Here is a 26,797-nt window from a genome sequence, read left to right as displayed (position 1 = left end):
GCTGACCGCTAGCTCACCCTTTCAGTGGTGACCGGTTTGTAAACACGCGTTTAGGGGGCTTAGATCATCATCTCTCAGCTATCCTTAGTGCTGTGTCACCCTGGGGTAGAAGGGCGGCTACTGCAAGTAGGCGGCAATACAGAATAGCGCGCTAGGTTCGCCTCCGGCTCACTATCCATGAACCAGCCTTCGGGATGGGTTTTTGCTGGGGTTCAAGCAGGCTGATAAACACCTGCTGGCCCACAGGGGTAGGCATGAGCATGCGTATTCGCTGTGGGTGACCAACGCGCCGGTTTCAACTGAGTACTCAGTTGCACCAGTTCAGGCGGCGCCTGTGCCACTTGGTCAATCTGCTCATTTTCCGGCCCGGGGTCGTCCCTCAACTTTGTGGTCGCCGGGCGGCATCATAAAAGCCCGCCCGGTGCCAAGTAAGTAGTCTTTTCCAATAAACCGCCTCAAGGCCATGCACCGCTTCCCTAACATCACCGCCTGCTTGTTTCTACTGCTGACCCTGCTGTCCTCAACCCTGGGCAGCTGCAAGCGCGAGTCCGCCGATTCGCCCGCGCCAGACCCTGTCGATGGGCCCACCACCGGCACGCCCATCGACAGGCCCTCTACGGCCATACCCGATGAATACGTAGGCACCTGGTTTGCCTACCACAACGAAGGGCCGCTGACCCAAACCTGGAGCCAGGGGACTTTCCAGGGCGAGCAGGGCTTCCGCGAATTCCGCACCATGGTCTTTACCGCCGACGGCCGCAGCGCTGTCGAGTACACCTCCCGGGTGCTTAATTCAGGCGAGGAGACCCTGCAAATTCTCTACAAGATCACCGGTACGCTGGTCTACAAGGCCAGCCCCACCTCGATTACTTTCTACGCCCAGTCAGGCATCCGGCGCACCTTCAGCAACAAGTACTCGGGCTACAAAGATGCCGCCATCCAAACCAAGGACATAGAGACCTACCAGGTTGTCTGGGAAAAGCCCCAGGCCACCAACATGTCCTCGGCCACCAACTACCTGACCACGACGATCACTGACCGGGAGGGGCGCTACGAGAGCAAGTATCAGAAAGTGAGCGCCGTTAGTACCACGCCTACCACGGGGCTGCCCTCCACTACGCCCATCGCTACGGGCAGCTCGGTAAAAATCGGGAGTTTGTACTACCCCACCGTCCGGATCGGCAACCTGGAGTGGCTGGCCACCAATTACGCCGGGCCGGGCGCACTCAATGAGCGCAACAAGCCCCAGTATGGCACGTTCATGGAATACGCCGACCTGGCCAAGATTCCACTGCCTGCTGGCTGGCGCATTCCGAGTCGGCAGGACTACACCGACCTACTCGAATCGCAGGGCCTGACGGTATACGACTGGGGAACCAATGGCGATGAGGTACCCTCCAAGCGGCTGCTGGGGCAGCTGATGGCCACCGATGCCTGGACCAAAAAAGATGGTTATGCCAACAACAAATCGGGCTTCAATGCCATGCCCGCCGACGTGCGGCGGCCCATGGGGGTCAACAACGGGGAAGGCAGGAACTGCGTGCTGTGGATCTCGGATCGAAGCGACGAAGACAACCCGATGTCATTCAGCCTGATTCAACTGCCCGGCGACACCTACGCCACCTTTGGCCAGCAGGTCATCGGTTACGGCCCTATGCTCATTCCGGTTCGCCTGGTCCGCGACAGGTAGCATCAAGGGACTTCCCGCGTTGATCAATAGAGTCCGGGCCAATGGGCTACCTCCGGGGCGAGGTAGCCCACTTAATCTGGCCGAACAAGAACTGGCCAGGCGCTACTTCAGGCGCTGTTAAAGCGTCAAGCGCACGCCCACTTTAGTCAGACAGCCCGTGATCCAGGCGCACCCAACCGCAAAAAGAGCCGATTTGAGCAGGCCAAGGTTCCCCGTCAGCAGGGCCGCTGGTAAGGTGAACGGCAACTGATCTGCCAGGGCGTAGGCCAGGTAGGGCAGCAAATAACACAGCAACGTATCGGTCCCGGCGGGCTTGATGAGCGGGAACCAGTTGGCTCTGCCGCCCACCTCGCCCAGCCAGTACAGGGCCGTAAAGGCCAGCAGCGTCAGGGCGCTGCAAAGAAACAACCAGGCGGGCGTAGCTTCCAGTTTGCTCAAACCACCCAGCAGGGGCCGGATGTAGATCGATAAACCAATCAATCCGGCGGCAATCAGGCCAAAGACCAGGGTCATTGGCCTGCCGGAGTCCCCCTGGCCATATAGCTGAAACAGCCTGGCGATCACCACCCCGCCCATGGCCAGCCCCGCCAGCGTGCCCCCGCCAATGGCGCTGGGCAGCCACCGGATCACCCCGGGCAGCAGATCCGTCTGATGCGCCAGGCTAAGGAGCACAAATCCCAGCCAGCCCATCACCAAAACAGGAAACCGGTGCCGGGCCAGCACCGTCACCAGCCCCGCCGCCAGGTACGACCAGCCAATCAGGCCCAGAATCCCCCACCACTGGGGGGCGAACCGCTCCAGACGCTGCTCGCCCCGGTAGACCAGGGACAGAGCCAGTAGCGACAGCACACCCACCGCTTTAGCGGCGCGGGTAAGCCAGGGAGAGGGCGTTTTGGGATACTTGGTCCAGATCAGGATAAACGAGAGGCAACAAAGCGTATTCCAACCGCCCCGGGACAAACCCGTTGCCGCCGGATTGATCGACTCGCCGTTGACCAGAAAAACGCCCATGATCAGCAGGGCCACTGACCGGCTGATGACATGGGCCAGTAGGGCCGCCAGCGGGGCGCCCCGCTGGCGGCGGGCATCCAGGGCGTAGGGCAGCGACAGGCCCACAATGAAGAGAAAGGCCGGAAAGACGGTATCCGCCAGCCCAATGCCGTCCACGCCCGGCGGTACGTGTTCCAGCCCGGCGGGGATAGCCGTTAGTGACCACAGGTCGTTGACAAAAATCATCAGCACCATTGTCAGGGCCCGCAGTCGATCAATGGCCATTACCCGCCGGGGTACACCAGTCGGGTTGGTAGATAACGCGGTTAAGGTCGGCATACGTGGTCAGATCAGCAAAACGGAAGCCCCTGCCGCTGCGGGCCCGGGGCTTCCCTGGTACTGGTAAGGCTAGGCCCGGTCCCACCTACTAAAACCAAAAACAAAAAGGGCTACTCCGCCTTCCGGCTGACTGTGGCCATAGGCCTGACGCGCAGGCTGGCCTTACGCCGGCATTTTATCACCTGTCGGCCGGAGGAGGGGGTTACGGCACCTAGTCGGCAGGGCAGACCGGATCGATCACGGGCGCAACCGGCGCCCGTCCCTACAGTTTTTTGGCCGTTGTCGAGCCGCCATTGCCAAAACGTACCTCGACGGCCAGGACTTTACCAGCCGAGTCTTTCCTGAATACCAGGTGAGCGGGCTGGCCAACCACCTCAAATTCCGTTTCATAAACGGGTTTTAAATCAACCCTTGTGGTTTCACCGGGGGGCGTGATCGCCAGTTTGCCGTTTGCCAAACTTACGCTCAGTTGTTGACCGGGCGCCAGCTCGTAGGTGCCCACGTAGGCGGCCAGATCCTCCTCTGTCAGCTCCCGGGCAGGACTGGTTGACGCGCTGACTTGCGGGGTAGTTAACCGAACACTAAAATCAGGACCCGGTTGGTCGTCAGGCCCGGGCGGGGTCATCCCTAACTTAGCGTGAAGCCAGGTGAGCTGGTCAATGTAAGCCTGGGCGTTGAGCTGGTGCGTGGCCTGGTACCACCTTACGGTTGCACTCGCCGGGGCCGCCCGGTGCAGCTGCCCGGCGGTGGCCACCGGTACGGCTTCATCCTGATAGGCCGATTGCAGCAGCAGTGAGGCTGGAGCCGACCGGCCTATGTAGCGAATGGGTTCGATGGGCTGCATGGCGGCCAGCCAGCGGGCCCGTTGTTGGCCCGAGATCGGTAACTGATCACCCGGCTTGCCCTTGCCTGAGCTGTGATGAGCCACCAGTCCCCCGTCAGCCACCACCAGAATGTAGGTTTTCAGGCGGCGCTCAATGCCAGCCAGCAAGCCGCCAATGGCCCCGCCGTGGCTGCGCCCCACGTACCCCAGCCGGGCGGAATCGACCTCAGGCCGGGCCCGTAACACGTCAACGGCCCGCTGCAGGTTGATAACGTAACGAACCTGTTCGACGCTATCGGCGGGGGTAAACTGGATGGGGTTCCCACTGCGCAGGGCAAACGGCGCGTTGATGGAAAGGACCACCGCGCCGTGCCGGGCCAGATACAGGGCGCGCGGCAGCTGAGCCAGGGCCGTGCCCGGCATGCCATGCTGTAACAAAAGACCGGCAAAAGAGCCCTTCCCCGGGGGGACCAGCAGCATACCGGTGACCCGCCCCCCTGCGGGGCTATCGTAACTGAGCTGATGAATACGGATGCCCTGCTGGGTCCCGATCAGCGAATCCGAGCAGAATAGGGCTGCTGCCCGGTCGTAGGCAAACTGGTATAGAGGGAGCCGGGTAGATTGAGCCAGCGTGGTAAGGTGAATCCCTACGGCCAGTAGAGACGTCATCAGGAGGCGGTAGTTGCTAGGCATGTGCTTACGGGAAAAAGTTGCGTTTGGTTTGGTACTAACCAACTCCACGGCGAGCTACTGCCTGAGCCGCGCTGGCCGCCGACTCGCCTGGTTCTGCACAGATGTAGTTGATTGACCCTCAAAATTGACCGGCCTAATAGCCTGCGGCAAACAGACTGCTGATGAGTTGCTGCTTTGGCTAACTCAACTGCTGATTTACAGCGCTGAAGCGGAAGCCTTCGGTCTGCCCGCGCTTTCTCCCGCTGCCCCTCAACCCGGGGGTCCATCCTCACGGGTTACCCAGCTGCCAGTCAACTGGCTAACCAGTACGGGTAGTTATTGGCGCAATCCAACAGGGATAATGCGCAATTGGGGACAAATCAGCTAGGCCCGGCTGGCTCACTGGCCCAATTTTGAGCCGTCAGAACCAAAAAGCAGGCCGGTAGACGCCTACTTTGTTTCCACCCTCTGTCTCTTTTTCAATCACCTTATACTGTATCCCAATGACCAAGAATCAAGCGATTGCTACCCCTTTTCTTACCCGCATGCTGCGGCACGCGGCCGGATTGCTGGCCATCGGCCTGGTGGCCTGCTCCTCACCCCAGACCGCACCTACGCCGGGCAGTGGCAACTACGTCAAAGTGACTCTCAACGGCCAGACCAAAACCTACACCAACGTTAAGCTCGATGAAGAGGGCGTTGCTGGTGGCCTCCGGCTCTGGAGCCTGGAAGCTACCGCCAGCGAGGATGACTTTTTATCGGTGTCCATGTGGGGAAGCGGAACGGGAGCCTACCCCTACAAGCCGACCGTTACCTCCTTCAATCAGGTCAGTCAGATTGAGTACCGCACCAAAAACGGGATGCTGGCCAGTTATGCCGCCCTGGTCTGCCCCGATCAGGCGGGCTTCTACGCCCCCCAGGGGTCTGTCACCGTCACCCAGTACAGCAACGGTAAAGCCGCCAAGGGCACCTTTAGCGGGGCTCTGATGAGCGACCAGGATGCCGACAATTGCAACAAGCAGGGCACGCCCTTCAGCGGCGAATTTTCCATCAGTCAGTAAAGCGCCTGGTCCACACCAAATCTCTCTTTTGATCATGAATGTATCTTGGCTTAGTATCCGCCAGTTAAGCGCCCTGGGCTGGGTGCTGCTAGTAGGCATTAGTGCCAGCCTGAACCTGTCCTGCAGCCGGTCGTCTGGCACTGTTGACTTTCCCAAACCAGCGCCGCCGCTGATCCCTGATTCGGTTCGCATTAATGGCGACACCTACCCGGTCCGGCTAATCGGCTCCCAGCGCTGGATAACGATCAACTACCGGGGGCCGGGCGGTATTCCCTTCGGCACGGGCACCCAAAAGCCCATCTACGGCCGCTATTACACCTATGCCGAAGTCAAAGCGATTACCCTGCCTCCGGGCTGGCGCTTGCCCACGGAGGCCGACTGGATAAGCCTGATAGAGAGCCAGGGTATTGTTCTGGAGCAAAACTCGGCCAGAAAACAGGAGGCGGTCAAAAAGCTCTTATCGACTACCAACTGGCGCAGCCTGCCGGGCACCAACGCCTCGGGCTTCGATGCCCATCCGGCTGGCTACAGTACGGAGAACATGCCCCCGCAGGATGGCGATATCGCCGAGTTCTGGGCGGCGGGCGGCGCGTCCATGAGCATTCAGGAAAACAGCAGTGGTAACCACATCCTGCGCTTTTACGGCAACGAGAACGACCCCTCGGCTCGCTATACGCTGCGCCTGGTGAACACGCAGTAAACCCCGCCCGGTCAATTCATTTTTACGCAATCTTCACTTATCCATGCTTTTCTCCATTATCCGTAAAAGGAGCTATGTCCTGGGCCTGTTGGGCCTGGCGCTCGCCTGCAAACCGGGACCCGATCCGCTGGCGCCCCCCGAGCCTCCCAAGCCCGGCGTGCCCACGGCCGTGGGCACCCCCCTGGGCGCCGCCATCAGGAAAACCATTGGCCCGGCGGGCGGCACCCTCAGCAGCGCCGACGGCAGCATGATCCTGCGCTTTCCCCCGGGGGCGTTGACCAAGGAAACGCTCATCACCGCCCAGCCCGTCGAAAACACGGCCTTTGGCGGGGCAGGGGTGGGCTACGAGTTTGGCCCCCACGGTACCCAGTTCAATAAGCCCGTTACCCTGAGCTGGACCTACCAGGAGGAAGACCTGCGGGGCTCCTCACCCGATGCCCTGGGCATTGCCTATCAGGATGAGAAAGGCATCTGGCAGGGACGGGACAATCTGGTCACTATACCCGCTCAGCACCGGGTGGTTGCGCCCCTGTATCATTTTAGTCGGTATTCGTTCTACGAAAACTACTGGATGGAGCCCCTTGAGAAAACCCTTGCGCCCAATGAGACCGTTCAGCTAAAAGTATTTTACCAGGAAAACCACACCAACCTGGAGGGAACAGGTGCCGAAGCACAGGTTGACACGGTTACGCATGATGGTTCGCTGGAGGACTTGCTACTATCCACGCCTTTGGTGCCGCCAGTGCAACTCCTTAAAGCAGATAAAATAAAAAACTGGCGCGTGAACGGGCAGGATGTTATCGGTAAAGTCGATTCGCCGATTGGCTTTCTCAGCTACCACGAAGGGCAATCCGTTATTTATAAAGCGCCCGGTAAATCCCCTGAGACCAATCCGGTGGCCGTTAGCGTCGAAGTAAATCTGCCCCGCAAAGGGAAGCTGATGCTCATCAGCAACCTGACCATTGAATCACCCAACGAACTGCACATTGGCGGAGCCCGGCAGGATCAGGCCTTTGCTGAAGCTGATATTGTCGATGGGTATCTGGCGATCTATGTGACGGCTAAACCCCGCGATAACACCAAACAACCCGGTGTTTTTATCCAGCTGACTGGTATTCACGGGCCAGCTAGCTTCAATCTGGGCAAAGAAAACAAGAATAAGCTCACTGTAAGTGGCACTGATCAAGGGGGAACCGATTATTTCTGGCACTACCTCCCCGAGCAGCGAGAAGAAGTGTTTGGTCCCGGCAACGTTACCGTTACTGAGTTTAACGTGCAGAATCGGGTGGCAGCGGGTTCGTTTTCGGCGACCCTGCACTACTATAACCGGGAAACCAAAGCCTACAAATCCCTGCCTGTAAGGGGGCGCTTCCGCACCGGTGGCGGGTGAGCCAACAGGCTTGAACCCGCATTCGCTGCCACCTGGCAGTTCTTACGCCATAAAAAGGGCAATCGAAGTGGCCTACTCCACAAAAAACACCAATCAAATGCTTCGTTATGTATCTCTTACGCTGATCCTGGTCGTGACAGCGGGCATTGCCATGGTCGCCCTCATGGCCTTCATCGACCCTCAATCGGTAATGAACCTGGTGCAGGTGACACTGCCCAATCCGGATGCCTACAGCTCGATCCGGGGCGTATACGGCGGAGCCGGGCTAACGCTGGTGACTGTCCTTGTTTTTCTGGCCCTAACCGACGTGAACAAAGGCCTGCTGCTGACGGCGATCTTGTGCGGCTTTTACGCCCTCTCGCGGGTGGTTACAAGTCAGATCGAAGGGCCACTGGGCGCTTTCGGTCGCCAATGGCTGCTTATTGAGAGCAGCCTGGGGATCCTGGCCCTGTTGCTGTGGTGGGCACGAAGTCAGGAAGAAAAAAAGGCCCTGCGCTTTGGCTCGCAAGCCGGTGGGCTACCCTTAAGCTAGCGGCAGTTCACCGGCTTACGAGCCAGTTCCCGGCAATAAACCTTGCCAGGAACTAGCCGCTTTTTTAAGCAAGCTTATGGATCGGATCGGCTGGGCTTCCGGCAGTGGTTAAGCGCGACAATGCTCACAGAAAAAACGCTGTTGCATTCGTAAAACGGTCTATTAATGCGATAACGGGCTAAAGATAGCCGCTTACCAAACAGCCCGCTTGTCTGCCTGAGAGCCGCCTAAGCCGTTGGCCAGTAGCCCTTGCTAGTTCGAGACGCTTGCCAGCTCGTTACGCTTCATGCACGTGTTTAGCCAGTTCAGGCATCAATCCTGGCAATTGGCGTAGCCCCGGCGCGGCAGCCAGGGCAGAATGAATTATGTTTGATCAGAGGAAAAGCCAAAGGTCTCGCCTAGTGGGCCTTACCCTATGAACCAGCGCATCCCTGATTTTTGGCTACGATTGACTGGCATTGGCCTGCTGAGTGTGGTGTCGATTACCACCAGTGAGGCTTTTTGGCAACCCCCCTCCCTGCGGCACCTGATCCTGATTGGGTTCATCACCGGGCGAACTGCCGCCCTGTGGCACGTGAACCGGGCCATTATCACCTGGTTTCGGTACGGAACGGCCCGGCGCAGCAGGCTTGGTGATCGCTTTGCCGTAGCGTTCCTGGCCTGCTACGGCGCAACTACGCTGCTGCTGTGGGGATTCGATCTGGTATGGCTGGCTGGCAAGGGAAATACGACGATCCACTCCCTGCTCGATAGCAAGCATATTTACTTGCATTTTGGCAGCTTAAGGGTTGAAATGAATACGTTCACCGTCGAGCTGTTTAACGCCTTCTTCTACTCCCTTTGCTGTTTGACGATCTACGAGCTGTTCTTTTACCGGCAGGATTCGTCCCGGTATCAAACTCAGCTTGCCCGTTCGGAAAAAGAGCGCGAGGAGCTCCGGGTGGCTAACCTGCAAAGCCAGTTCGATGTGCTCAAGCAGCAGGTCAATCCGCATTTTCTGTTCAATGCGCTCAACTCGCTTTCCGCCCTGATCAGCGAAGACCCCCACCAGGCCGAGATCTTCGTCGATAAGCTCAGTGGCGTCTACCGCTACATCCTGCGGGCCAACAGTGAGCCCCTGACTACGCTGGCGGCCGAGCTGGACTTTATCGACGCTTATTTTCATCTGTTGCAAACCCGTCACGGCGCCGGTTTGAGTCTTAGCTTGACCATCGATCCCGCGCGAAATAACTGCCGCTTACCGCCCCTGACGCTGCAACTGCTGGTTGAAAACGCGGTCAAGCATAACGTGGTATCGCCTAAACGACCGCTTACCATCCAGATTCGTACCGATGAGACGGGTCAGTTACTGGTGGCCAATAACCGCCAGCCTAAAACGACCCGCGCGCTGTCCAATGGCGTGGGCCTGAGCAATATCGTGGCCAAGTACCAGATACTGAATTTTCCGCCGCCAATCATCGAAGAGACGCCGGGCCGGTTTGCCGTTCGGCTTTCGCTGCTGGCCTGCGCCGAGTTGCCCGCTGAAGGGCACGCCAATCGGGCCGATAACTCGCCCGGCGGTTAGTCAGGCATGCGGGCGTTTATTGAGTAGATAGCGCCTGGCAGTTACCCCTTCATTCCCCCACCGGTTTACAATTTGTTCGCTATTTTTTGCAATTCATTCATCAACTTAAGCAACTGGTCGTGTAGGGCATGGGTTGGGCTCAGGGACCTGCTAGCTTTGTCAATAGGCGCGACCTGCTACCCGACTGCATCTATGGCCCGTTTGCTCCCCTTCAAACTGCCCCGTCCGCTGTTTACCCGCCCCGAGGCGTTGTACCATTTGCTGTGGCTACCGGTGGTCTACCCGGTCGCTGGCGGGCTGCTTTTTGGGGAGCGGTATTTTCGGCAGTCTGACGTATTCATCGTCGGCAGTCTGACGATGCTGGGAATACATGCCGTAGATTTGCTGCTGCTAACGGTACTGGTTAAGGGCATCATTACCTACTACGCCGATGCGCAGCAGATCCGGCGGCGCAACCTGACGGCCTTGGGGGTGGGTACGCTGCTGGCAGCCCTGATGTCGGTGGGGGCCGTATGGGTCTGTAGCCGGGTGCCCCTGCTGGGCACCTCTTTCTCCGTGGGCGTGGCCCTGTATCTGGCGGGCGTGGGTGGCATCAGCGCGCTATTGATGGGTTACGTGCTGATTGTGACCGATACCTACGGGCGCTGGCAAGCCATTCAGACCGAAAAAGAAGAACTGCGCCAGCAGGCTATGCAGCAGCAACTCGACGCGCTGAAGGGGCAGATAAACCCTCACTTTCTGTTTAACTCACTTAATTCGATCTCTTCCCTGATCGCTCAGGAGCCCCAGCAGGCTGAGGCGTTTGTGGACGAGCTGGCCAAGATCTACCGCTATATGCTCCAGGCGCACACCCGGATATGGGTCCCACTGGGGCAGGAAATCTACTTTGCCCGCTCCTACGCCCGGCTGCTGATGGTCCGTTATGGCCCCGCCCTGCTTATTGAGTTTGATGTATACGAGGGGCAGGAACCGCTGGGCGTCCCTCCGCTGACGTTTCGGAATCTGCTGGACGAGATTCTCTACCACCAAATCGCGCAGGTGGGCAGACCGCTGCGTATCCAGGTGTCAGGGGCGGGGAAACAGCAGCTCCTGATCCGCTATAATCATCAGCCCCGCCGCCTGCGGGTGCAGGCGCCAAGCGCCGGATTTGACCAGGTTGTGAACCTGTATAACCTGATGGGCGCCCCGCCCCCTCAGCGGGAAACCGCTCAGGATGAGGAGCGGATCTGGCTACCGCTGATTCCTGTACCAGCCGCCACCAGCCCTGCGGGCACCACTTGAAGGCCGCCCCTGACTTGCACCTGCTCACCACCCCACCTGGGGGTACCTATCAACTGACATGATCCTGTTCCACGTTTTTCCTAAGCGCATTCACTTTTTCTTCCCGTTCGCCAGGCGACCCAGGTGGTCGATGCTGCTGGTACTTCCCTGGCTAAGCTCGATGATCAGCTACGTGCTGCTGGGGCCGCCCTACCTGAGCCACTGGTCTACCTTCGCGGGCGCTACGCTGAGCAGCTTCAGCGTAGGCCTGGGGTGCTACCTGCTGCTTGGCCTGATCAGGCACTCTATTCTGACCCAATACCCCGATCTGGGCCAGACCGGTCCCCGCGTGGCGCTGCTACTGCTGAGCTACATGCTCCTTACCACGAGCTTTCTGCTGGGGATCTTATGGGGGTATCTGCACTGGCACTGGTTTGGCTACGTCTACCAGCCGGGCAGCACTACACGCCTGTTGCTGCTGAATTTGGTGGTCAACCTGCTGGCGGTGGGCGCCTTTGAGAGCAGCTACTCGATGGCCAGATGGCGCGCCAGTACGATTGAGAAAGAGCAGCTGAAGAAAATAAACCTGCAAAGCCAGTACGAAAGCCTCAAGCAGCAGGTCAACCCGCATTTTCTGTTTAACACGCTCAATTCACTCTCTTCCCTGATTGCCGACGAGCCCCAACGGGCCGAGGAGTTTGTGGACGAAATGGCCAAGGTGTACCGCTATCTATTGCAAACCAACCGGCATACAGATGAAGCGGGAGAGCTGACTACGCTGGCGACCGAGATGAGCTTCATCCGGTCCTATTTTCACCTCCTTAAAACGCGCTACGGCCCGGGTATTCACCTCCAGATTGAGCTGGATGAGTCTGATCTGGACCGACTGCTTCCGCCCCTGACGCTGCAGATGCTGGTCGAAAACGCGGTCAAACATAACGTCATCCACGCCCATAGACCGCTGGTTATCGAGATCAAGTCTGCCCCGGCAGGCCAGTTAGTAGTCCGCAATAACCGCCAGCAAAAGACAACCCGCGTGCTGAGCAACCAGGTGGGGCTAAGCAACATAACGGCCAAGTACCAGTTGCTGGCCGAGCACCGTCCCGGTCTGGAGGCCCTCACCGGGCTGAGCATAGCCCAAACCGACTCTCATTTTACAGTAAGTCTCCCCCTGTTAAACACCGACGCATCATGACCGTATTGATTGTAGAAGATGAAGAGCTGGCCGTTCGCAAGCTCCGTAAATTAATCGACGCTGTCGAGCATACCCTGCAGGTGCAGGGTGTGACCGGCAGCATCGAGGAATCCGTCAGCTGGCTGCAGCAGCATCCGGCTCCTGACCTGATATTTATGGACATCGAGCTGGCCGACGGGCAGAGCTTCGAGATTTTTGAGCAGGTAGAAGTCCGTAGCCGGGTTATTTTTACGACCTCCTACGACGAGTACGCCCTTCAGGCCTTCCGGGTCAATAGCATTGATTATCTGCTAAAGCCGATTCAGAAAGAGGATCTGCAGCGTAGTTTGAAAAAACTCCGTGACCTGACGGCTCAGGAGCCCGCGTTAAGCCCTACCTCCGGGATCAATATCGAGAAACTGCTTCGGGAGCTGCAGGGCGTAGGTGGCCTGGTGAATGAGTACCGCAAGCGATTCTTGGTTAAACACGGCCAGAAGCTCCTCTCCATCCAGACGGGCGAGATCCTCTACTTCTACACCGATGAGCGGATCAGTTTCTTTAAAACCCATAATGGTCAGAAGTTTCTGGTTGACTATACCCTGGATGAGCTGGCCGATTCACTGGATCCGGCCTACTTTTTCCGGGCTAACCGGGGCCTGATCATCAGCCACCAGGCCGTAGAGCAGATTCAGCCCTACTTTGGTAACCGCCTGATATTGACGCTTAAACCAGCCTTTGAAAAAGAAGCACTGGTTAGCCGCGAGCGGGTGAGCGAGTTTAAGGTCTGGATGGGGAAGTAGCGAGGAATGATTGGTGCGCACCCAAGCGTATCTCCAGTGCTAGAGTCGATGGTGAACTACGCTGACCATACTCCCCTAAGGGACTACTCCGCCCTTGCAGCGTTGCCTGGCCCCGGCCTTGCGTTTGGTTATAATGTAAGCGGGCGGCTGGCAACCCCTTTAATGACCAGCAAGGCTCCGGGCTAGCCGCTGCCTTTATTGGTGGGCCGGTCTGCAGAGGAAAAATAAGAGAACGCGCTGGCCTGGTAAAACAGCAGCATAGCTTAGAGGTAAGCCGCTCAGAGGTAGGAATGCCGCTTCTGTAGGTCGGCATCCCAGCTCAAAGCCGGACAGTAAAGTTGCCCAAAGGGGAATAAGCCTTGTCCTGCCCCTAACAGCGTTATGAGGGGGCAGGACAAGGCTTATGGTCCTACCAGGCCACTGCGCAGGCCTGTTTTAGCCGTCCAGTAAGGTGATCCTGAACCTGACCCTACATCGGCGCGAACTACAGTCGCAGTTTTTCTATTGTAGAGGGGAAAGTTAAGCAGCCGCTTACGATCCGGCCATCGGCCTCAAGGGTATCAATGCGCACGTCGCCCGGCGAGTCAATCGCTTCTTCGGCAGGCGCGAGTCCCTTAGCGCTTGGCTACAAAAGCCATAGCAATTGTTTTATTGGTGGCGGGGTCGGTCTGGGCTACGTTGAAAATGAGCATTGTGCCGTCTACATCGGCAATGCGCAGGGTGCCGGAAAACAGCCCATACTCCGAGCCGACCTGTTTAACTTCCACGTTCTCGATAAGTTCCTTGTAATCCTCCACGCCGGTTGCCTTTATGACCAGCTCCAGACTTAATTTTGCCCCGGCTGCCTTAACCAGCCTCACTGTACCCGAAACGCTTTGTCCGTTGCTGCTTACGGGCAGGGTTGGCAGGTCAAGCTCAGTTTGGCCATCTGTGAAGCGAAACGAGTTAAGCTGGTAACTACCGACGAACTTGTCGGCCAGCGTAGCGGTGGGATTAACATCGGTCTCTTTTTTGCAGGCGGTCAGGGTGAGTACGAAGACCAGGAAAAGTACCATCTTTTTCATCGTATTGACTGTGTAAAACGCGCTTAAGGTTGATTGTCAGGCAAACCTACCAGGGCTAATTGGCCTCCTAAAGGCTCATCTGTGCGAGCTGAGCTATTTGCCGCCTGAAGTGGCAAAAGACGTGGGTTGATTGATCTGTTGCCGGGGCTGGCCCCCTGAGCAGTCCGCTTTTCCTGGGTTCCGGTTTGGCTACGGCCAGCATAAGCCATCAACGCTGGTCTTGCAGGGTCAGGGGTTGCGGTCCCCAATTCAACGAACGATTTATTGAACGGTCATCTGCTGGCTGAAGGTCACCCCTGGGCCAAATCGTAGTTATTGCAACTTATCCTGAACAGCTTACACCCGCCTAAAACGTCCTCTTTCGGGGCGAAAGAGGACGTTTTAGACCCTATATGGCCCGATTTTACCCCGCCATTACTAATTAGTTTTTGGAATATAGGCCAGGTCAGCGCTGGATATTCCGACTTTTTTCTAAAACACGGCCAACTAGCTCATCATGAACCAACTAAGTCAAAACTACTCGCTCACCGGAGCCCAAATCCCAGCCGTTATCCCGCCATACACTACCGGACCGCTGCCATTGCCCCGCTCATTTCCGGCGTATATGATAGGGGAGTTACCTAGCGTAGATAGCTCGCCAGCCATTGCTTTACCCCTTGAGTGGTGACTGGTTCGCAAACGGAGTAGAGGGGCACCAACAAATACGGACATCTATACACACGCTTACACCTGCCGGACAAAGCCACCCGATCTCCTACGTTCCTTATCTAAATTTATTTAGACTTCATATAAATAGATAAAATGACCCTATATTTGCCTCATCAATCTACCTAGTATGGAAAGTAGCGTACCGGAATCGTATCAGGAGGTGTTCAAGACCGACAAGGGGGCCGTTTATCAGTGCGATAAAACGAACCGGCTGGTTCTGTCGTTCTGGGGCAGCCATACACCCTTTTCTGCCCGCGATTTTGCGCAGTTCAGACGCATGGTCGATACCGTCAATATCCACCAAATGGCGCTCAGCACCGATGCCGCCGATGATGTGGAGATACTGACCCTGCCACATTCTGAGCGTTGCTATGTGCTAACCCTCTGCGAAATCATTCATCTCCGCGAACTGCTTAGCGGGGCTAATCTAATGCTTGAACTTAATAGTATGTTGCGCGAATGTGGGTGTGCCACCTTGTCGGGCAACGTGTAGAGTATAGGTGGCGGTATGTTGATTTACCCCGTCTGATATAGTGATTTCACCAAAACAGTTACCAATGAAAGATTTAGAAAGACTCCGCACGTTGATCAAGCAGCCCGTTGAACTGGTGCTAAATCAACAGATTCAACTGGAGATGGTATCATCGTCGAAATACCTGGCGATGGCGGGCTGGTGCGACCGCAATGGCTATGACCATAGCGCGGGTTTTTTCTACAAACAGTCGGAAGAAGAGCGTGAGCATGCCATGAAATTATTTCATTACCTGTGCGATCAGGGAGCAACGGCCTACACTCCTGAAATACCCGCCGTGGTCCAGGAGTTTGACAGCCTGCGCTCGGTATTTGAAACAGTGCTTGAACAGGAAATCACCGTGACCGATTCTATCAACCGGGTCATTGGGGTGTGCCGCCGCGAGAGCGATTACGCAACCGAAGAGTTAATGAAGTGGTATGTAAAAGAGCAGGTTGAAGAAGAATACATCGCCCGCCGCTGTCTGGAGTTGATTGATCAGATTCCGGCCGACCAGATTTATTACCTGGATAAAAAGCTCGCCAGCGTTACCTACGACGAGAATCCGTTTGACGAAGAATAACCGAAGAGTGACATACAGTTCAACAAAAAGAGGCACCCTCCGGAGGGTGCCTCTTTTTGTTGATAGCTTAGCCGTTCAATTTATTTATTTAGATAATATCTAAACAAGCTCAATTTTTATTTGGAATAAATACAAACAAGGTCTACGTTTGCAGCATACTTTCTGACTCACTCAACGATGCTAGCTGTTTTACTTTTTCTGTCGGCACACCAATTGCCAGCGCAGTTGCCCGATTCATCGGGCATAAAACAGCTTGATGCCGTAGTCGTTACAGCGACGCGCACCGAACGTCGGGTGGGATCATTGCCCATGCCCGTTACCGTAATTGGGCAGCCGCAGATCCGGCAGTCGGGTAGTCTGCGGCTCAACGACATTCTGCGGGAACAAACAGGACTAGCCATCGTCAATGATCACGGGCAGGGCCTTCAGGTGCAGGGGTTCGGTCCCGATTACACGCTGATTCTGGTCGATGGTGAACCGCTGGTGGGCCGCACCGCCGGAACCCTCGACCTCAGCCGCCTGACGGTTAGGAACATCAAGCAGATCGAAATCGTGAAAGGCCCATCGTCGAGCTTGTATGGCTCCGAAGCATTGGCGGGCGTGGTGAACATCATCACCGAAAACCCCAGTCAGACAAGGGGTAGTCTTTCAGCCCGTTACGGGGCTAACCGCACGAGCGACCTGACGGGCGATGTATCGTTGCGGGCCGGGAAAACGGGGCTCTACCTGTTTGGTAATCGCTACCAGTCGGGGGGGTACAGTCTCAATCCAGAAACGACGGGTAATACTGTTTCGCCGTTTCTCAATCATACCCTCAGCGGACGGCTGACGACGGCGTTCGGGGCCGGGTTAAAACTGAGCGTATCAGGCCGGTTCTTCACCGAACAGCAGGACAACGTCTTTAGCCTGACCGACCAGCGCGTTGTTTCGGGTGCGGGTACCGTTCAGGAGTACACTGTCAATCCGGTATTGACGCATCAGGTATCAGACAAGTGGAAGTTGACCTACCGCTACTACCGAACTGGCTACCAGACCACGACCGGGCTGGCTTATCAGGATACCCGCGAAGCCTACGACGATAGTTATTTCCGGCAAGTATTCAACCGGGCCGAGGTTGTCACCGAGCGAACGATTCAAAATCGCCATTTCCTAACCGTAGGAGCCGGTTTTATTGGCGAGAGTGTTGAGGCAACCCGCTACCCTGGTCGGCAGCAGTTTACTACCCGTTACGGATTCGCTCAGTTTGAGTGGGTGCCGACGCAGCGGTTCACCCTCATTACCGGGGGACGGTTCGATGCGCACAGTCAATACGCCGCTCAACTCAGTCCGAAGCTATCGGCGCGGTATGAAGTAAGTCAGACGGTGGCGTTGCGAGGCAGCGCGGGCGTGGGCTTCAAAGCACCTGATTTTCGGCAACTCTACCTCAACTTCGATAATGCCGTAGCAGGCTACAGCGTCTTTGGTACGCAGGAAGTAGCCGCCGGTATTGCCCGCTTGCAACAGCAGGGGCAGATCGCCGACATCCTGCTAGACCCTTCCCGTTTCGGCAGCATTAAGGCCGAAAGCTCGGTAGCCCTTAATCTGGGAGCTGTGGCCGATTTTCAAAAGAAACACGCCCTACCGCTACGCCTGTCGGTCAACCTATTCCGTAATGATATTCGCGACCTGATTGAAACGCAGGTGGTGGCCCGCAAAACCAACGGCCAGAACGTGTTCAGCTATACCAACCTAAGCCGGGTCTTCACGCAGGGAGCCGAACTGGACGGCAGTTACCGATTGGCGGTTGGGGCGGGGCAATTGACGATTAGTAGCGGTTATCAATACCTGGCTGCCAAAGACAAGGCCGTTATCGACAACATCCGTAATGGGCAGGTATTCCGCCGTAACCCAACTACCCTGCTTACCGAACGCGTTCAATTGGCTGATTATGGCGGACTGCTGAACCGGTCGAAGCACATGGCCAACCTGAAGTTTTTCTACGAATTGCCCAAACGCGGTTTGTCCGCTTCGGTTCGTGGCGTTTACCGGAGTCGTTATGGCTTTGCCGATACCAACGGCAATCTGATTCTTGACGAAGCGGGCGAGTATGTTCCTGGGTACGTTACCTGGCACTTCACCGCGTCCAAAACCATCAAGACGCTTACTATCCAGGCGGGTATCGACAACCTGACGGGCTACACTGATCCACAATTCATACCCTCACTGGCCGGGCGGCTCTGGTACGCCAGCCTCCGCTGGGACTGGGTACGTAAGCTTACCAGTAAACAAGTATGAGGCTTGAAAAAAACATACGCCTGCCTCATGTCTGGTTTAGACTGGCCGCCGGGATTGCAGTATTCATCAGCATAAGGGGCTGTCTGCACGCTTGTCAGGAAAAAATTCAGAACGCAACCCAGCCATTCAGGTACGTTGATGCGCGGCAGGCCGCCTTTTTACCACCGTCGAAATTACAGGCAATCGCTACGGCGCCATTACCGGGTAAGCCCCTGAATGCGGTGCTGTTTTCGGGGCCAGAAAAGGCGGCTCAAGCCATTTTCCTTTACTTCGATCCTTCCTACTTTTTGGTGTACCTGAATCTCCGAACGGAAGATCTGACAAGCACCTCACTACGCATTACTCAATACCATATACTCTGATTTACTCCAATGAAAACCACGTATCACATCCTGCTGCTGACTGCTACGCTCGCCACCACAGTTGCCTGCAAAAAAGAAGAGCCCACCCCAGTCGCTGTTCCCGTTCAGGCGCAGACAGTGACCAATCTACCTGCCGACCCAACTACAGGCACAGATCCCGTTACGGGGCGGCCAACCGGCTCTACCAATAAATACACATTCTACAGTCTGCGCGAGAACAAGACCATTGCCAGCACCGATTCGGCCAGTAACAAATGGGACATCGGGTTTCGGGGTACCAGTATTATTGTCAATGGCGGACCAATTCGCAGCGGGCAGGGGGGCGCTTACGTATACACAGGTACGTTCGAGGAATTGACGACTGTGCCCACATCAACCACGTTCGCCCAGGATCAGTCATTGGCACTAGCTATTCCAACTGTTTCGGGGAATGGCTGGTACAATTATAATTCGTCTACAAACATCATCTCGCCGATTCCGGGTCGGGTGTTGGTGATCAGAACGGGTGATGGCAAATACGCCAAAGTGGAAATTCTTAGCTATTACGAAAACGCGCCCGCCACGCCTACCGCTACCAGCCGGTCTCGCTTTTACACCTTCCGGTACGCCTACCAGCCCGACGGCTCTACGAAACTCAATTGACCTTGCCGCGAAAGCGGTAACCCAAGTCCTGGCGTGGCGGCTGGTTTTTCTGGCCCGGCCGCCCGCGCAGGCACCACAGTAAACCCGATATTCCAATTAACCGGCCATACGGCTATTGCGCTCGTTATGAATCACAATCACCGCTTTAGAACATTTGCTGAGAATGGATTTGGGTACGTTGGTATGTGTGCCGGTTGCCGCACTATCAACGTAGCCTTTCAGAACTCGCTGTTTTGTCTGACGCTCGATCAGTTCGAAGCCTTTGTTGAGATGATGCAAAACCGGCTGGCGATGCGCCCGATCAATACGACGCATGGGAAGGAGCTAATGCTGCCGACGCCGATGCCGAACTACTTCCTGCTCTTTTCTGACAACGATCTGATTAGTCTTTGTGCCCTGTTGAACGAAGCCGCTCCCATACTGCAAGCCGAACGTATTCTGAATTTGAGCCAACGCCTGAACTGATTGGTTGTTATGCAGACTATTCCGCACCCATCGCACCGCATCCTGGTTGAAGAACCCGGCTTGCTGCTCGCTCAATGCCGCTGCTGCGGAGAAATTGAACTGTATTTCCGAAACATCACGATGGCCCTGAACCTGACCGATCTCTACGCGCTGATTCGTCGGCTCGATAGCATGACCAAGACTAGTCGGTATGTAATTGGCCTGCTCGATGTACGCGACACGATGGTTAGGGCGGGTTTCCAGGCAATCGGCCTCCACCTGACCGAAGGTGAACGCGATCAGCTGGCCCGCGGCCTGAACCTGGCCTGCCTGCGCCTCGATCTGGACCTGCTCATGCGCGGCAGACTGTCGCCGAACTGATAAAACCATAAAATTCACTACCAATGAGCCATTTACATCGAGTCAAACGTACCCTGCTCAGCGTCGTCTTCAGCTGGCTGATTGCTACCGGAATTGCCTACGCCCAGGCACCACCCCGAATTGTTTCGCTCGATGGTACCGTGAGCGAAATCCTGTGCGATCTGGGGTTACAGGCCCGTCTTGTGGGTGTCGATGTAACCAGCACGTACCCGGAAAGCCTGCAAAAACTGCCTAAAGTGGGTCACAACCGGAACATCTCGGCCGAAGGGGTACTGACCCAGAAACCTACCCTCGTGCTGACTACCGAAAAAGCGGGCACCAAAACTGAGGTGCTCGATCAACTGCGTTCGGCGGGTGTGCAGGTGATCACGTTTAAGCAGGAATTTTCGGTGGAAGGCACCAAAAAACTGATTACCGACATTGCCACTACCTGCCGCGTACCAAGCAAAGCCCGTGCTGTGATTCGCCGGATGGAAAGTGATTTGGCGAAGGTGCAAAAAGCGGCTGGGCGGCCGAAAGTGCTGTTTATCTACGCCCGCGGCGCCGGGACCATGTTTGTGGCCGGGCATAATACGCCGGTTGAAAAGATGATCGAACTGGCGGGTGGCCAGAATGCGACGCCCCAATTCGAGGATTTCAAACCCCTGACGACCGAAGCCCTGGTAGCCGCCAACCCTGATATTATTCTCTTGTTCGATAGCGGGTTGGAGAGCTTGGGTGGTGCCAATGGTCTGGTGAACGTACCTGGTGTTGCCCAAACGAATGCGGGCAAAACCAATCGATTCGTGACGATGGATGGTCATTTGCTAACCGGGTTTACGCCCCGACTAGGTAAAGCCCTGGGCGAACTGGCGCGTAAAATCGGCCCGGCAGGTACGTTGTAATCATGGAAGCTACTACGCTCACTGCTCCGACAGTAAGCCGGCAAAACAGCCCCGTTGCCGCCCTACATCGCCCCTGGCTGATGACTGTGCTGATTGGGGGCTTGATTGTCACGATCCTGTTGTCCGTCGGGGTTGGGGCTGTGGCTATTTCGCCATCTGAAGTTCTCGCTATTCTGGGCCATTCGCTGGGACTGACAACGGCCGTTGACGAAACGAAGACGGCCATTCTGATGACGATTCGCCTGCCGCGCGTTTGCCTGGGGTTACTCATCGGGGCCGGGTTGGCCGTGGCGGGGGCTGCCATGCAGGGTCTGTTCCGTAACCCCCTGGCCGATCCGGGCCTGATCGGAATTTCGTCAGGGGCGTCGCTGGCCGCCGTGGGCATGATCGTGCTGGAAGTGACGCTGTTCCAGAAACTGAGTGGCTTGCTCGGCTACTATGCTCTGTCGCTGGTTGCTTTTGCGGGGGCTTGCGGCACCACGCTACTCGTGTACCGGCTGGCGCGGGTGGCCGGGCGATCGGTGGTGACGACCATGCTGCTGGCGGGCATCGCCATCAATGCGCTGGCGGGTGCGTTATCAGGCCTGTTAACGTACCTGGCTACAGACGAGCAACTGCGCACTATCACGTTCTGGGCGCTGGGCAGCCTCGGCGGTGCCACCTGGACCACCGTGCTGACCATACTGCCGTTTACTATCGTTGTGCTGCTGGGCCTGCCCAGGTTGGCCAAATCGTTGAACCTGCTGGCGCTAGGCGAAAGTCAGGCGGCGATGCTGGGCGTCAACGTGACCAGTCTGAAACGCCGGGTCATTGTGCTGGCAACGCTGGCCGTGGGTACGTCGGTAGCGGTGGCGGGCATCATCGGATTTGTCGGGCTGGTCATTCCGCACCTGATCCGGCTGGTGGCTGGCTCCGACCATCGGCGTTTGCTGATCGGTTCGGCACTGGGCGGCGCTATCGTGCTAACGGCTGCTGATGCGCTGGCCCGTACGATCGTTGCTCCGGCCGAACTGCCTATCGGCATTCTCACGGCCCTGCTGGGTACGCCTGTTTTTCTGTGGATGCTGATCAAGGAACGCGCAACGACCTAAATTCATGCTGCAAGCCAACCAACTGTCGTATACAATCGGTGCCCGAACAGTGCTGAACAATGTTTCTTTTCAGGCACGGGCGGGTGAAATGCTCGCCATTGTAGGCCCCAACGGGGCGGGGAAATCGACTCTGCTCAAGCTCTGTGCGCGTGAGTTAACGCCCGCCGCCGGTGCACTCGATTTGCTAGAGAAACCACTCCGTAGCTACACCGGCGAGCAGTTGGCCCTACTTCGGGGCATGCTCCACCAGCAAAACACCATGACGTTTCCGTTTCGGGTGGGTGAACTGGTGCTGATGGGCCGATATCCACACTACGGTTCACACCCCGCCCAAACTGATCATGCCATTGCCGAAGCTGCGCTGGACACCGTAGGTATGCGGGCGTTCAGCGACCGGATCGTGTCTACCTTATCGGGTGGCGAACAGCAACGGGTGCAGCTCGCCCGCGTATTGGCCCAGGTTTGGGACGTACCCAACGCGCTGCTTCTACTTGATGAACCCACTACCGGACTAGACCTGCTTCATCAACACCACATGCTCGACGTAGCCCGCCAAATGGCCCGTCGGGGGTATGCGGTGGTGGCCGTGCTGCACGATCTGAACATGGCCGCTCAATATACTGATCAGATGTTAATGCTCAAATCGGGTCGGCGGGAAGCCTACGGTACGACGCGTGACGTGCTGACTGCCCCCATCATCGAACGGGTGTTTGGCCTGCCCGTACAGCTGCTCGATAATCCCTGCCATCAGTGTCCACTGATTGTTCCTATTCCCAACTTTCAGGCTGCTTTCAGCCACTAAACAACGCATTGCCTTATGACTACCGACACACTCTCGCTCAAAACACGCTGGGCCGATTTTCGCCAGCAACATCCCAAATCACGCATCCGCGACGCGGCGAACCAACTAGGCGTTAGTGAAGCCGAGCTGCTCGTTACGGGCGTTGGCGACACGGTTGTCCGGCTGGCGGGTGACTTTCGTGATCTGCTCAAACAGGTGCCTGCGCTGGGCAATGTAATGGCCCTGACCCGGAACGATGCGCTGGTGCACGAACGCAAAGGCGTGTACGAGAAGGTGTCATTCAACAACCATGTAGGCCTGGTATTAGGCCCCGATATTGACCTGCGACTATTCATGAACCGCTGGCAGTTTGGGTTTGCGGTCAATGAAAACGACCGGCGGAGCCTCCAGTTTTTTGATGCGCAGGGCGGGGCCATCCATAAAATATACCTGACCGACGAATCAGACCTGACCGCCTACGGAAAACTGGTAACCGACTTCTGGTCCGACGATCAATCTGACAGCATCTCCGTTACGGCTCCCGACGAAAAAGTGACGGATAAAGCCGACTCAGCCATCGATGTGGCTGGTTTTCAGACAAGTTGGCTGGCCATGCAGGACACGCACGAATTTTTCGGATTGCTCCGGCAATATGGCGTTGGGCGACAGCAGGGACTACGATTGGCTCCGGAAGGTCATACTCGACTGCTGTCGATGGATGTGTTAAAACAGGTGTTCGCCACGGCTGCTGAGCGCGACGTCTCGATCATGGTGTTTGTGTCGAATCCGGGGTGCATTCAAATTCATACCGGGCGGGTGAAGAAACTAGTGCAAATGGGGCCGTGGTACAACGTGCTCGATCCGACGTTTAATCTCCACCTCAACGAAACGCTGGTCGATCAGGTCTGGCTTACCCGTAAACCCACCGCCGACGGCATTGTAACTGCCCTCGAACTGTTCGACAAAGACGGCCAGAACGTAGCGCTATTATTCGGTGAGCGGAAACCGGGCAAGCCTGAGCTCGAGAGCTGGCAGGCAGTGGTGGATGACGCGTTAGTATAGGTTATGTCAAGACTTGTAAAGCCCACTTTCCCTCTACTGTAGACCCGCTGCGGGACCGGACTGACCTTTAGTCTGTCTCTTAACCCCACGTGGAGCAGTTACAAACTGCCGTCGCCGTAATAGCTGGTTGAAAACGCGGTGATATAGGGGCATGGCTACCCCACCAGGCCCTCCATGCAGCCACAACAAGATGGGTTTGGTTCGATCAGTTCCCCGTATAGTGAGGAATTGTTTAGTGCCATTGATGTTTAGTCGCCGGACTTCAGCGATGCTATTGGGTAGCTTCTTGCCATCGCTAGTTCTAATGGGGCCGGGTAGTGCTACAGGCGGCACAGATACCAAGCAGTAGGAATAGTAAAGTTTTCCTCATCGTAGCTGTAAACTAGTGAACAAGTAAAGCGAAGATGCAGAAAACAATAGTTGGGTTGCCTGTAGGTTGACTTAATCAGCAATTAGCCTTATGTCAATTAAAGCAGCTTTCGATCTATAAGTTGGTTCTTCTTATGAAACGCCCCATTTAAAAAGCGGTAAGATAAGAGTCCTGTCGTCTAATGCTTAAGAGGGATTTGTAAGAATTTATTAGATACACCTCGACCCTTTGCCAACTCGCTGTTTATGCGCTCGCTCTCCGTTACTTTTACTGGAGCCTCACATGTCAACGTCAGAATCGATATGAACCCCTTCGCTCCCGCCACTCAATCAATCCTTCCTGCTGTTGCCGCCATCATCTTTGATAAGCGAGGGCAAGTATTGCTTCAGAAACGGCGTGACGTTGAACAGTGGGGACTGATAGGCGGTCATGTTGAGTTTGGAGAAACCGTTGAGCAGGCTATCTACCGCGAAATACAGGAAGAAACTGCCCTCACTATTCGCATTGATAAACTGATTGGGGTCTATTCAGACCCGGCATCACAAACATACCATTACGCGCATCAATCAGTTCAGTACATCACCACGTACTTCCGGGGCCGTTTACTGGATGATTTTAAGGATGTGTTTGCCAACGAGGAGACGATACAACTGGGTCTCTTCAGTGTTGATGCCCTCCCCGCAGCGTTAGCCCAACTGAACGCGCACTGGTTGACCGATGCCCTCAACTTGACATCTGAAGCCTTCGTCAGATAATCGTTCACACGCAGTTGCTGGGCTATTCCGTAACGAGATGGTTAACGAAAGCGATTAAGCCAAGGCTAGTAGTATAATGGCTATACAGTTAAACTCAGTTTACGAATAGTTCTCATCAAACAGCTTGGGTATTAAACAGATTCATAAAGGCTTCTTCGTCTCAAGAGGGAGCGTATGATGAGACGCCGATTTCAACTCTGTAGGTAACACACGATCAAAACACTACGAATTCGGACGGTCAGATTTTGCTGAATCAGCGCTTCAAAACGGTCCAATCGCTTTAATGACAAGAAGCGAGATCATTTGGACCACCCTTTATCGACTGCTAGGTAAGCCACTTTCTAGGATGTGACTAACAATAAATTCTGCATCTTCCTGGATCCCCAATACGATGGCCGATTGCCGTTTCCTCAACCAGGGGAGTCCGATAAAATAAAGGCCCTCCACGGCGCCAATCCCATTTCGATGCTTGGGTAACCGCTCGGCATTGAGCACCGGCAGGGGCAGGTAGCTGAAATCACCCCTAAACCCGGTCGTCCAAATAATGGAAGTGATCCTCTCCTGTACAAGATTTAGTTGCCTCAACGCAGACGCGCAGGCGGCTTCTTCGTCGGGCACATCATCCAGATCAATATCGGCAAGTGGAGCCAACACCTTATTTTCTTGAATGTACTCGTCGATGCGCTGTTTCACATGCTGAGAAAATTCGTCAGCGTACCTGACGTTAGCCGACGAGTTGGGCTGAAAAAAAATAGTATCTCCTTCGGCTCTGTCGGCCCGACCTAGTATAATGGCTCCACTTCTGGCCAGAGACTGTAAGCTCGAGGTTTTCCCTCGCTGCCCGGCTCCCGAGACCTGCGGGTTTTTGACCGTGAACAAAGACGGGTCAGTAACCTCCTCAGTAGACGTATTGTAAAACCCAATCGTAACCAGCCAGTCAAAAATATCGTTGCCCCGGTAGCGTCTTGGTATCCGGCCGACCCGGGCCGTCGACAGAAAAACGTGGCGTCCCGAACGCAGCAAATCTTGGGCGATCTGAGTGCCGGATTGGCCGCTCCCCACCACCAACACATTTCCAGCTGGGAGTTGATGAGCATTTCTGTATTGACTGGCGTGTAGTTGCACCACTGATTGGGTCAAGTTATTGGCCCAATCGGGGACCCAACTCTTATTTTGACTCCCCGAAGCGATCACTAGCCGTCGGCTGAGATAGACTGTGTCTTTGCCAGCCTCCGAAACGAAAACTCGAAAAACACCTCGTTCCTGGTCGGTATGGACAGACACTACCCGACAGTATTCGCGAACGGGCAAATTTTCCTGGTGGGCGTAGGTTTCCAGCGCCAGCGCAAATTCAGTCGCTTCAGCAAAGGCATCGGGGTCGTCAAAATAGGGGGTCTGTTGAGGCAGCAGATTTAATTTGTTAGCCGAGTTCATCTTAAACGCATCCCACCGCTGGGACCGCCAGGTTTCCCCGATTCGTCCCTGCTCAAAGACCAGATGGGGAACCCCTTGTTTGGCCAGGTAATAACTGACGCTAAGGCCCGCATGCCCCGCGCCAACCACAATGACGTCCAGTACAGGCTTACTCATAGGCAAATCGAGTCAAGGTTCCCAAGGCTGTTTACTAGACCGTTATCTCTGTGCAGCAAGTAGCTAAGATCAGTGTTTGTTTCGGATTAAAAAAGTGAGCGTCCAACTAACGCCCCAATTAAAAAGCCATTACAGGGTTGGCCCTTCATCTCAAGCACGAGCGTTTTCGTGAGACTGAAGCAAATAAGGAGTAACAAACCAGGAACGTGGGTTCATCGGTGGGTACGCCGCAGGCGATTAAAACATGATGCTGACTAATGACTCACTCCGTGAGCGTACCTGTTCAATCCTAAAAGCCTT

At 55.9% G+C, this 26,797-nt stretch carries 25 protein-coding genes; 21 read left to right on the top strand and 4 right to left on the bottom strand.

The genetic code is table 11. The annotated features are described in order from the left end of the window. The first annotated feature begins 463 nt into the window (after positions 1 to 463). The gene (locus F7231_RS05290; RefSeq protein ID WP_166691151.1) at positions 464 to 1,690 is read left to right on the top strand and encodes an FISUMP domain-containing protein; all 1,227 of its coding nucleotides are present in this window, start codon (positions 464 to 466) and stop codon (positions 1,688 to 1,690) included. Between the two features lie 117 nt (positions 1,691 to 1,807). On the opposite strand, the gene F7231_RS05285 is transcribed toward F7231_RS05290, so the two are convergent. After that, on the bottom strand, positions 1,808 to 3,019 hold the full coding sequence (locus F7231_RS05285) for a DUF5009 domain-containing protein (protein WP_166691150.1): 1,212 nt from the start codon (positions 3,017 to 3,019) through the stop codon (positions 1,808 to 1,810). Between the two features lie 262 nt (positions 3,020 to 3,281). Beyond that, positions 3,282 to 4,535: an acetylxylan esterase gene (locus F7231_RS05280; protein ID WP_166691149.1), complete on the bottom strand. Its 1,254-nt coding sequence runs from the start codon at positions 4,533 to 4,535 to the stop codon at positions 3,282 to 3,284. A 482-nt stretch (positions 4,536 to 5,017) separates the two neighbouring features. Between F7231_RS05280 and F7231_RS05275 the strand changes: the two genes are divergently transcribed. The 8 genes from F7231_RS05275 (at position 5,018) to F7231_RS05240 (ending at position 12,995) form a co-directional block, all read left to right on the top strand. Continuing rightward, positions 5,018 to 5,575 (top strand): hypothetical protein, encoded by a 558-nt coding sequence (locus F7231_RS05275; RefSeq protein WP_085414366.1) that lies wholly within the window; start codon positions 5,018 to 5,020, stop codon positions 5,573 to 5,575. 34 nt (positions 5,576 to 5,609) lie between these two features. Beyond that, positions 5,610 to 6,275: an FISUMP domain-containing protein gene (locus tag F7231_RS05270; RefSeq protein WP_166691148.1), complete on the top strand. Its 666-nt coding sequence runs from the start codon at positions 5,610 to 5,612 to the stop codon at positions 6,273 to 6,275. A gap of 43 nt (positions 6,276 to 6,318) precedes the next feature. After that, positions 6,319 to 7,665: a hypothetical protein gene (locus tag F7231_RS05265; protein ID WP_085414368.1), complete on the top strand. Its 1,347-nt coding sequence runs from the start codon at positions 6,319 to 6,321 to the stop codon at positions 7,663 to 7,665. 97 nt (positions 7,666 to 7,762) lie between these two features. Next, positions 7,763 to 8,197 (top strand): DUF4345 domain-containing protein, encoded by a 435-nt coding sequence (locus tag F7231_RS05260; protein ID WP_166691147.1) that lies wholly within the window; start codon positions 7,763 to 7,765, stop codon positions 8,195 to 8,197. A gap of 415 nt (positions 8,198 to 8,612) precedes the next feature. Further along, positions 8,613 to 9,761, top strand: a complete 1,149-nt coding sequence (locus F7231_RS05255; protein ID WP_229369586.1) for a sensor histidine kinase — start codon at positions 8,613 to 8,615, stop codon at positions 9,759 to 9,761. 192 nt (positions 9,762 to 9,953) lie between these two features. Continuing rightward, positions 9,954 to 11,042, top strand: a complete 1,089-nt coding sequence (locus F7231_RS05250; RefSeq protein ID WP_085414370.1) for a sensor histidine kinase — start codon at positions 9,954 to 9,956, stop codon at positions 11,040 to 11,042. A 58-nt stretch (positions 11,043 to 11,100) separates the two neighbouring features. Further along, positions 11,101 to 12,216, top strand: a complete 1,116-nt coding sequence (locus F7231_RS05245; protein WP_085414371.1) for a sensor histidine kinase — start codon at positions 11,101 to 11,103, stop codon at positions 12,214 to 12,216. Continuing rightward, positions 12,213 to 12,995, top strand: a complete 783-nt coding sequence (locus F7231_RS05240; RefSeq protein ID WP_085414372.1) for a LytR/AlgR family response regulator transcription factor — start codon at positions 12,213 to 12,215, stop codon at positions 12,993 to 12,995. The genes F7231_RS05245 and F7231_RS05240 overlap by 4 nt, the downstream gene beginning before the upstream one ends. A 614-nt stretch (positions 12,996 to 13,609) precedes the next feature. On the opposite strand, the gene F7231_RS05235 is transcribed toward F7231_RS05240, so the two are convergent. Continuing rightward, positions 13,610 to 14,059, bottom strand: coding sequence for a hypothetical protein (locus F7231_RS05235; RefSeq protein ID WP_085414373.1), 450 nt, complete (start codon positions 14,057 to 14,059; stop codon positions 13,610 to 13,612). 835 nt (positions 14,060 to 14,894) lie between these two features. Between F7231_RS05235 and F7231_RS05230 the strand changes: the two genes are divergently transcribed. From F7231_RS05230 to F7231_RS05175, 12 genes are all read left to right on the top strand, one after another. Continuing rightward, positions 14,895 to 15,260, top strand: a complete 366-nt coding sequence (locus F7231_RS05230) for a hypothetical protein (protein ID WP_166691146.1) — start codon at positions 14,895 to 14,897, stop codon at positions 15,258 to 15,260. A gap of 64 nt (positions 15,261 to 15,324) precedes the next feature. Further along, positions 15,325 to 15,861 (top strand): ferritin, encoded by a 537-nt coding sequence (locus F7231_RS05225; RefSeq protein WP_085414375.1) that lies wholly within the window; start codon positions 15,325 to 15,327, stop codon positions 15,859 to 15,861. A gap of 177 nt (positions 15,862 to 16,038) precedes the next feature. Then, complete coding sequence (locus F7231_RS05220) at positions 16,039 to 18,135, top strand: TonB-dependent receptor plug domain-containing protein (RefSeq protein ID WP_166691145.1); 2,097 nt, start codon at positions 16,039 to 16,041, stop codon at positions 18,133 to 18,135. Next, positions 18,132 to 18,497 carry a PepSY-associated transmembrane domain-containing protein gene (locus F7231_RS05215; RefSeq protein ID WP_166691144.1) on the top strand — a complete coding sequence of 122 codons (366 nt, stop codon included), beginning with the start codon at positions 18,132 to 18,134 and terminating at the stop codon, positions 18,495 to 18,497. Before F7231_RS05220 ends, F7231_RS05215 begins: the two co-directional genes overlap by 4 nt. 9 nt (positions 18,498 to 18,506) lie before the next feature. Continuing rightward, the gene (locus tag F7231_RS05210) at positions 18,507 to 19,139 is read left to right on the top strand and encodes an HmuY family protein (RefSeq protein ID WP_166691143.1); all 633 of its coding nucleotides are present in this window, start codon (positions 18,507 to 18,509) and stop codon (positions 19,137 to 19,139) included. Positions 19,140 to 19,265: 126 nt separating this feature from the next. Next, on the top strand, positions 19,266 to 19,604 hold the full coding sequence (locus tag F7231_RS05205; protein ID WP_085414379.1) for a DUF6686 family protein: 339 nt from the start codon (positions 19,266 to 19,268) through the stop codon (positions 19,602 to 19,604). A 9-nt stretch (positions 19,605 to 19,613) separates the two neighbouring features. Further along, the gene (locus F7231_RS05200) at positions 19,614 to 19,964 is read left to right on the top strand and encodes a hypothetical protein (protein ID WP_166691142.1); all 351 of its coding nucleotides are present in this window, start codon (positions 19,614 to 19,616) and stop codon (positions 19,962 to 19,964) included. A gap of 23 nt (positions 19,965 to 19,987) precedes the next feature. After that, positions 19,988 to 20,848 carry a heme/hemin ABC transporter substrate-binding protein gene (locus F7231_RS05195; RefSeq protein WP_166691141.1) on the top strand — a complete coding sequence of 287 codons (861 nt, stop codon included), beginning with the start codon at positions 19,988 to 19,990 and terminating at the stop codon, positions 20,846 to 20,848. 2 nt (positions 20,849 to 20,850) lie between these two features. Then, positions 20,851 to 21,939 (top strand): FecCD family ABC transporter permease, encoded by a 1,089-nt coding sequence (locus F7231_RS05190; RefSeq protein WP_208295525.1) that lies wholly within the window; start codon positions 20,851 to 20,853, stop codon positions 21,937 to 21,939. Between the two features lie 4 nt (positions 21,940 to 21,943). Then, a complete protein-coding gene (locus F7231_RS05185) occupies positions 21,944 to 22,741 on the top strand; it encodes a heme ABC transporter ATP-binding protein (protein ID WP_166691140.1) in 798 nt (265 codons plus the stop codon). 15 nt (positions 22,742 to 22,756) lie between these two features. Beyond that, positions 22,757 to 23,782, top strand: coding sequence for a hemin-degrading factor (locus F7231_RS05180; RefSeq protein ID WP_166691139.1), 1,026 nt, complete (start codon positions 22,757 to 22,759; stop codon positions 23,780 to 23,782). A gap of 672 nt (positions 23,783 to 24,454) precedes the next feature. Then, positions 24,455 to 24,907, top strand: coding sequence for an NUDIX domain-containing protein (locus F7231_RS05175; protein ID WP_166691138.1), 453 nt, complete (start codon positions 24,455 to 24,457; stop codon positions 24,905 to 24,907). Between the two features lie 315 nt (positions 24,908 to 25,222). On the opposite strand, the gene F7231_RS05170 is transcribed toward F7231_RS05175, so the two are convergent. After that, on the bottom strand, positions 25,223 to 26,497 hold the full coding sequence (locus F7231_RS05170; protein WP_166691137.1) for a flavin-containing monooxygenase: 1,275 nt from the start codon (positions 26,495 to 26,497) through the stop codon (positions 25,223 to 25,225). Positions 26,498 to 26,797: the final 300 nt, after the last annotated feature.

Source organism: Fibrivirga algicola (assembly GCF_011742925.1).
Lineage (GTDB): Bacteria > Bacteroidota > Bacteroidia > Cytophagales > Spirosomataceae > Fibrella > Fibrella algicola.
This window is presented reverse-complemented; position numbering and strand designations above follow the sequence as displayed.

Coding starts and splice junctions, on each gene's coding strand:
- F7231_RS05290 (WP_166691151.1), top strand. CDS start 464: ATGCACCGCTTCCCTAACATCACCGCCTGCTTGTTTCTACTGCTGACC.
- F7231_RS05285 (WP_166691150.1), bottom strand. CDS start 3,019: ATGCCGACCTTAACCGCGTTATCTACCAACCCGACTGGTGTACCCCGG.
- F7231_RS05280 (WP_166691149.1), bottom strand. CDS start 4,535: ATGCCTAGCAACTACCGCCTCCTGATGACGTCTCTACTGGCCGTAGGG.
- F7231_RS05275 (WP_085414366.1), top strand. CDS start 5,018: ATGACCAAGAATCAAGCGATTGCTACCCCTTTTCTTACCCGCATGCTG.
- F7231_RS05270 (WP_166691148.1), top strand. CDS start 5,610: ATGAATGTATCTTGGCTTAGTATCCGCCAGTTAAGCGCCCTGGGCTGG.
- F7231_RS05265 (WP_085414368.1), top strand. CDS start 6,319: ATGCTTTTCTCCATTATCCGTAAAAGGAGCTATGTCCTGGGCCTGTTG.
- F7231_RS05260 (WP_166691147.1), top strand. CDS start 7,763: ATGCTTCGTTATGTATCTCTTACGCTGATCCTGGTCGTGACAGCGGGC.
- F7231_RS05255 (WP_229369586.1), top strand. CDS start 8,613: ATGAACCAGCGCATCCCTGATTTTTGGCTACGATTGACTGGCATTGGC.
- F7231_RS05250 (WP_085414370.1), top strand. CDS start 9,954: ATGGCCCGTTTGCTCCCCTTCAAACTGCCCCGTCCGCTGTTTACCCGC.
- F7231_RS05245 (WP_085414371.1), top strand. CDS start 11,101: ATGATCCTGTTCCACGTTTTTCCTAAGCGCATTCACTTTTTCTTCCCG.
- F7231_RS05240 (WP_085414372.1), top strand. CDS start 12,213: ATGACCGTATTGATTGTAGAAGATGAAGAGCTGGCCGTTCGCAAGCTC.
- F7231_RS05235 (WP_085414373.1), bottom strand. CDS start 14,059: ATGAAAAAGATGGTACTTTTCCTGGTCTTCGTACTCACCCTGACCGCC.
- F7231_RS05230 (WP_166691146.1), top strand. CDS start 14,895: ATGGAAAGTAGCGTACCGGAATCGTATCAGGAGGTGTTCAAGACCGAC.
- F7231_RS05225 (WP_085414375.1), top strand. CDS start 15,325: ATGAAAGATTTAGAAAGACTCCGCACGTTGATCAAGCAGCCCGTTGAA.
- F7231_RS05220 (WP_166691145.1), top strand. CDS start 16,039: ATGCTAGCTGTTTTACTTTTTCTGTCGGCACACCAATTGCCAGCGCAG.
- F7231_RS05215 (WP_166691144.1), top strand. CDS start 18,132: ATGAGGCTTGAAAAAAACATACGCCTGCCTCATGTCTGGTTTAGACTG.
- F7231_RS05210 (WP_166691143.1), top strand. CDS start 18,507: ATGAAAACCACGTATCACATCCTGCTGCTGACTGCTACGCTCGCCACC.
- F7231_RS05205 (WP_085414379.1), top strand. CDS start 19,266: ATGAATCACAATCACCGCTTTAGAACATTTGCTGAGAATGGATTTGGG.
- F7231_RS05200 (WP_166691142.1), top strand. CDS start 19,614: ATGCAGACTATTCCGCACCCATCGCACCGCATCCTGGTTGAAGAACCC.
- F7231_RS05195 (WP_166691141.1), top strand. CDS start 19,988: ATGAGCCATTTACATCGAGTCAAACGTACCCTGCTCAGCGTCGTCTTC.
- F7231_RS05190 (WP_208295525.1), top strand. CDS start 20,851: ATGGAAGCTACTACGCTCACTGCTCCGACAGTAAGCCGGCAAAACAGC.
- F7231_RS05185 (WP_166691140.1), top strand. CDS start 21,944: ATGCTGCAAGCCAACCAACTGTCGTATACAATCGGTGCCCGAACAGTG.
- F7231_RS05180 (WP_166691139.1), top strand. CDS start 22,757: ATGACTACCGACACACTCTCGCTCAAAACACGCTGGGCCGATTTTCGC.
- F7231_RS05175 (WP_166691138.1), top strand. CDS start 24,455: ATGAACCCCTTCGCTCCCGCCACTCAATCAATCCTTCCTGCTGTTGCC.
- F7231_RS05170 (WP_166691137.1), bottom strand. CDS start 26,497: ATGAGTAAGCCTGTACTGGACGTCATTGTGGTTGGCGCGGGGCATGCG.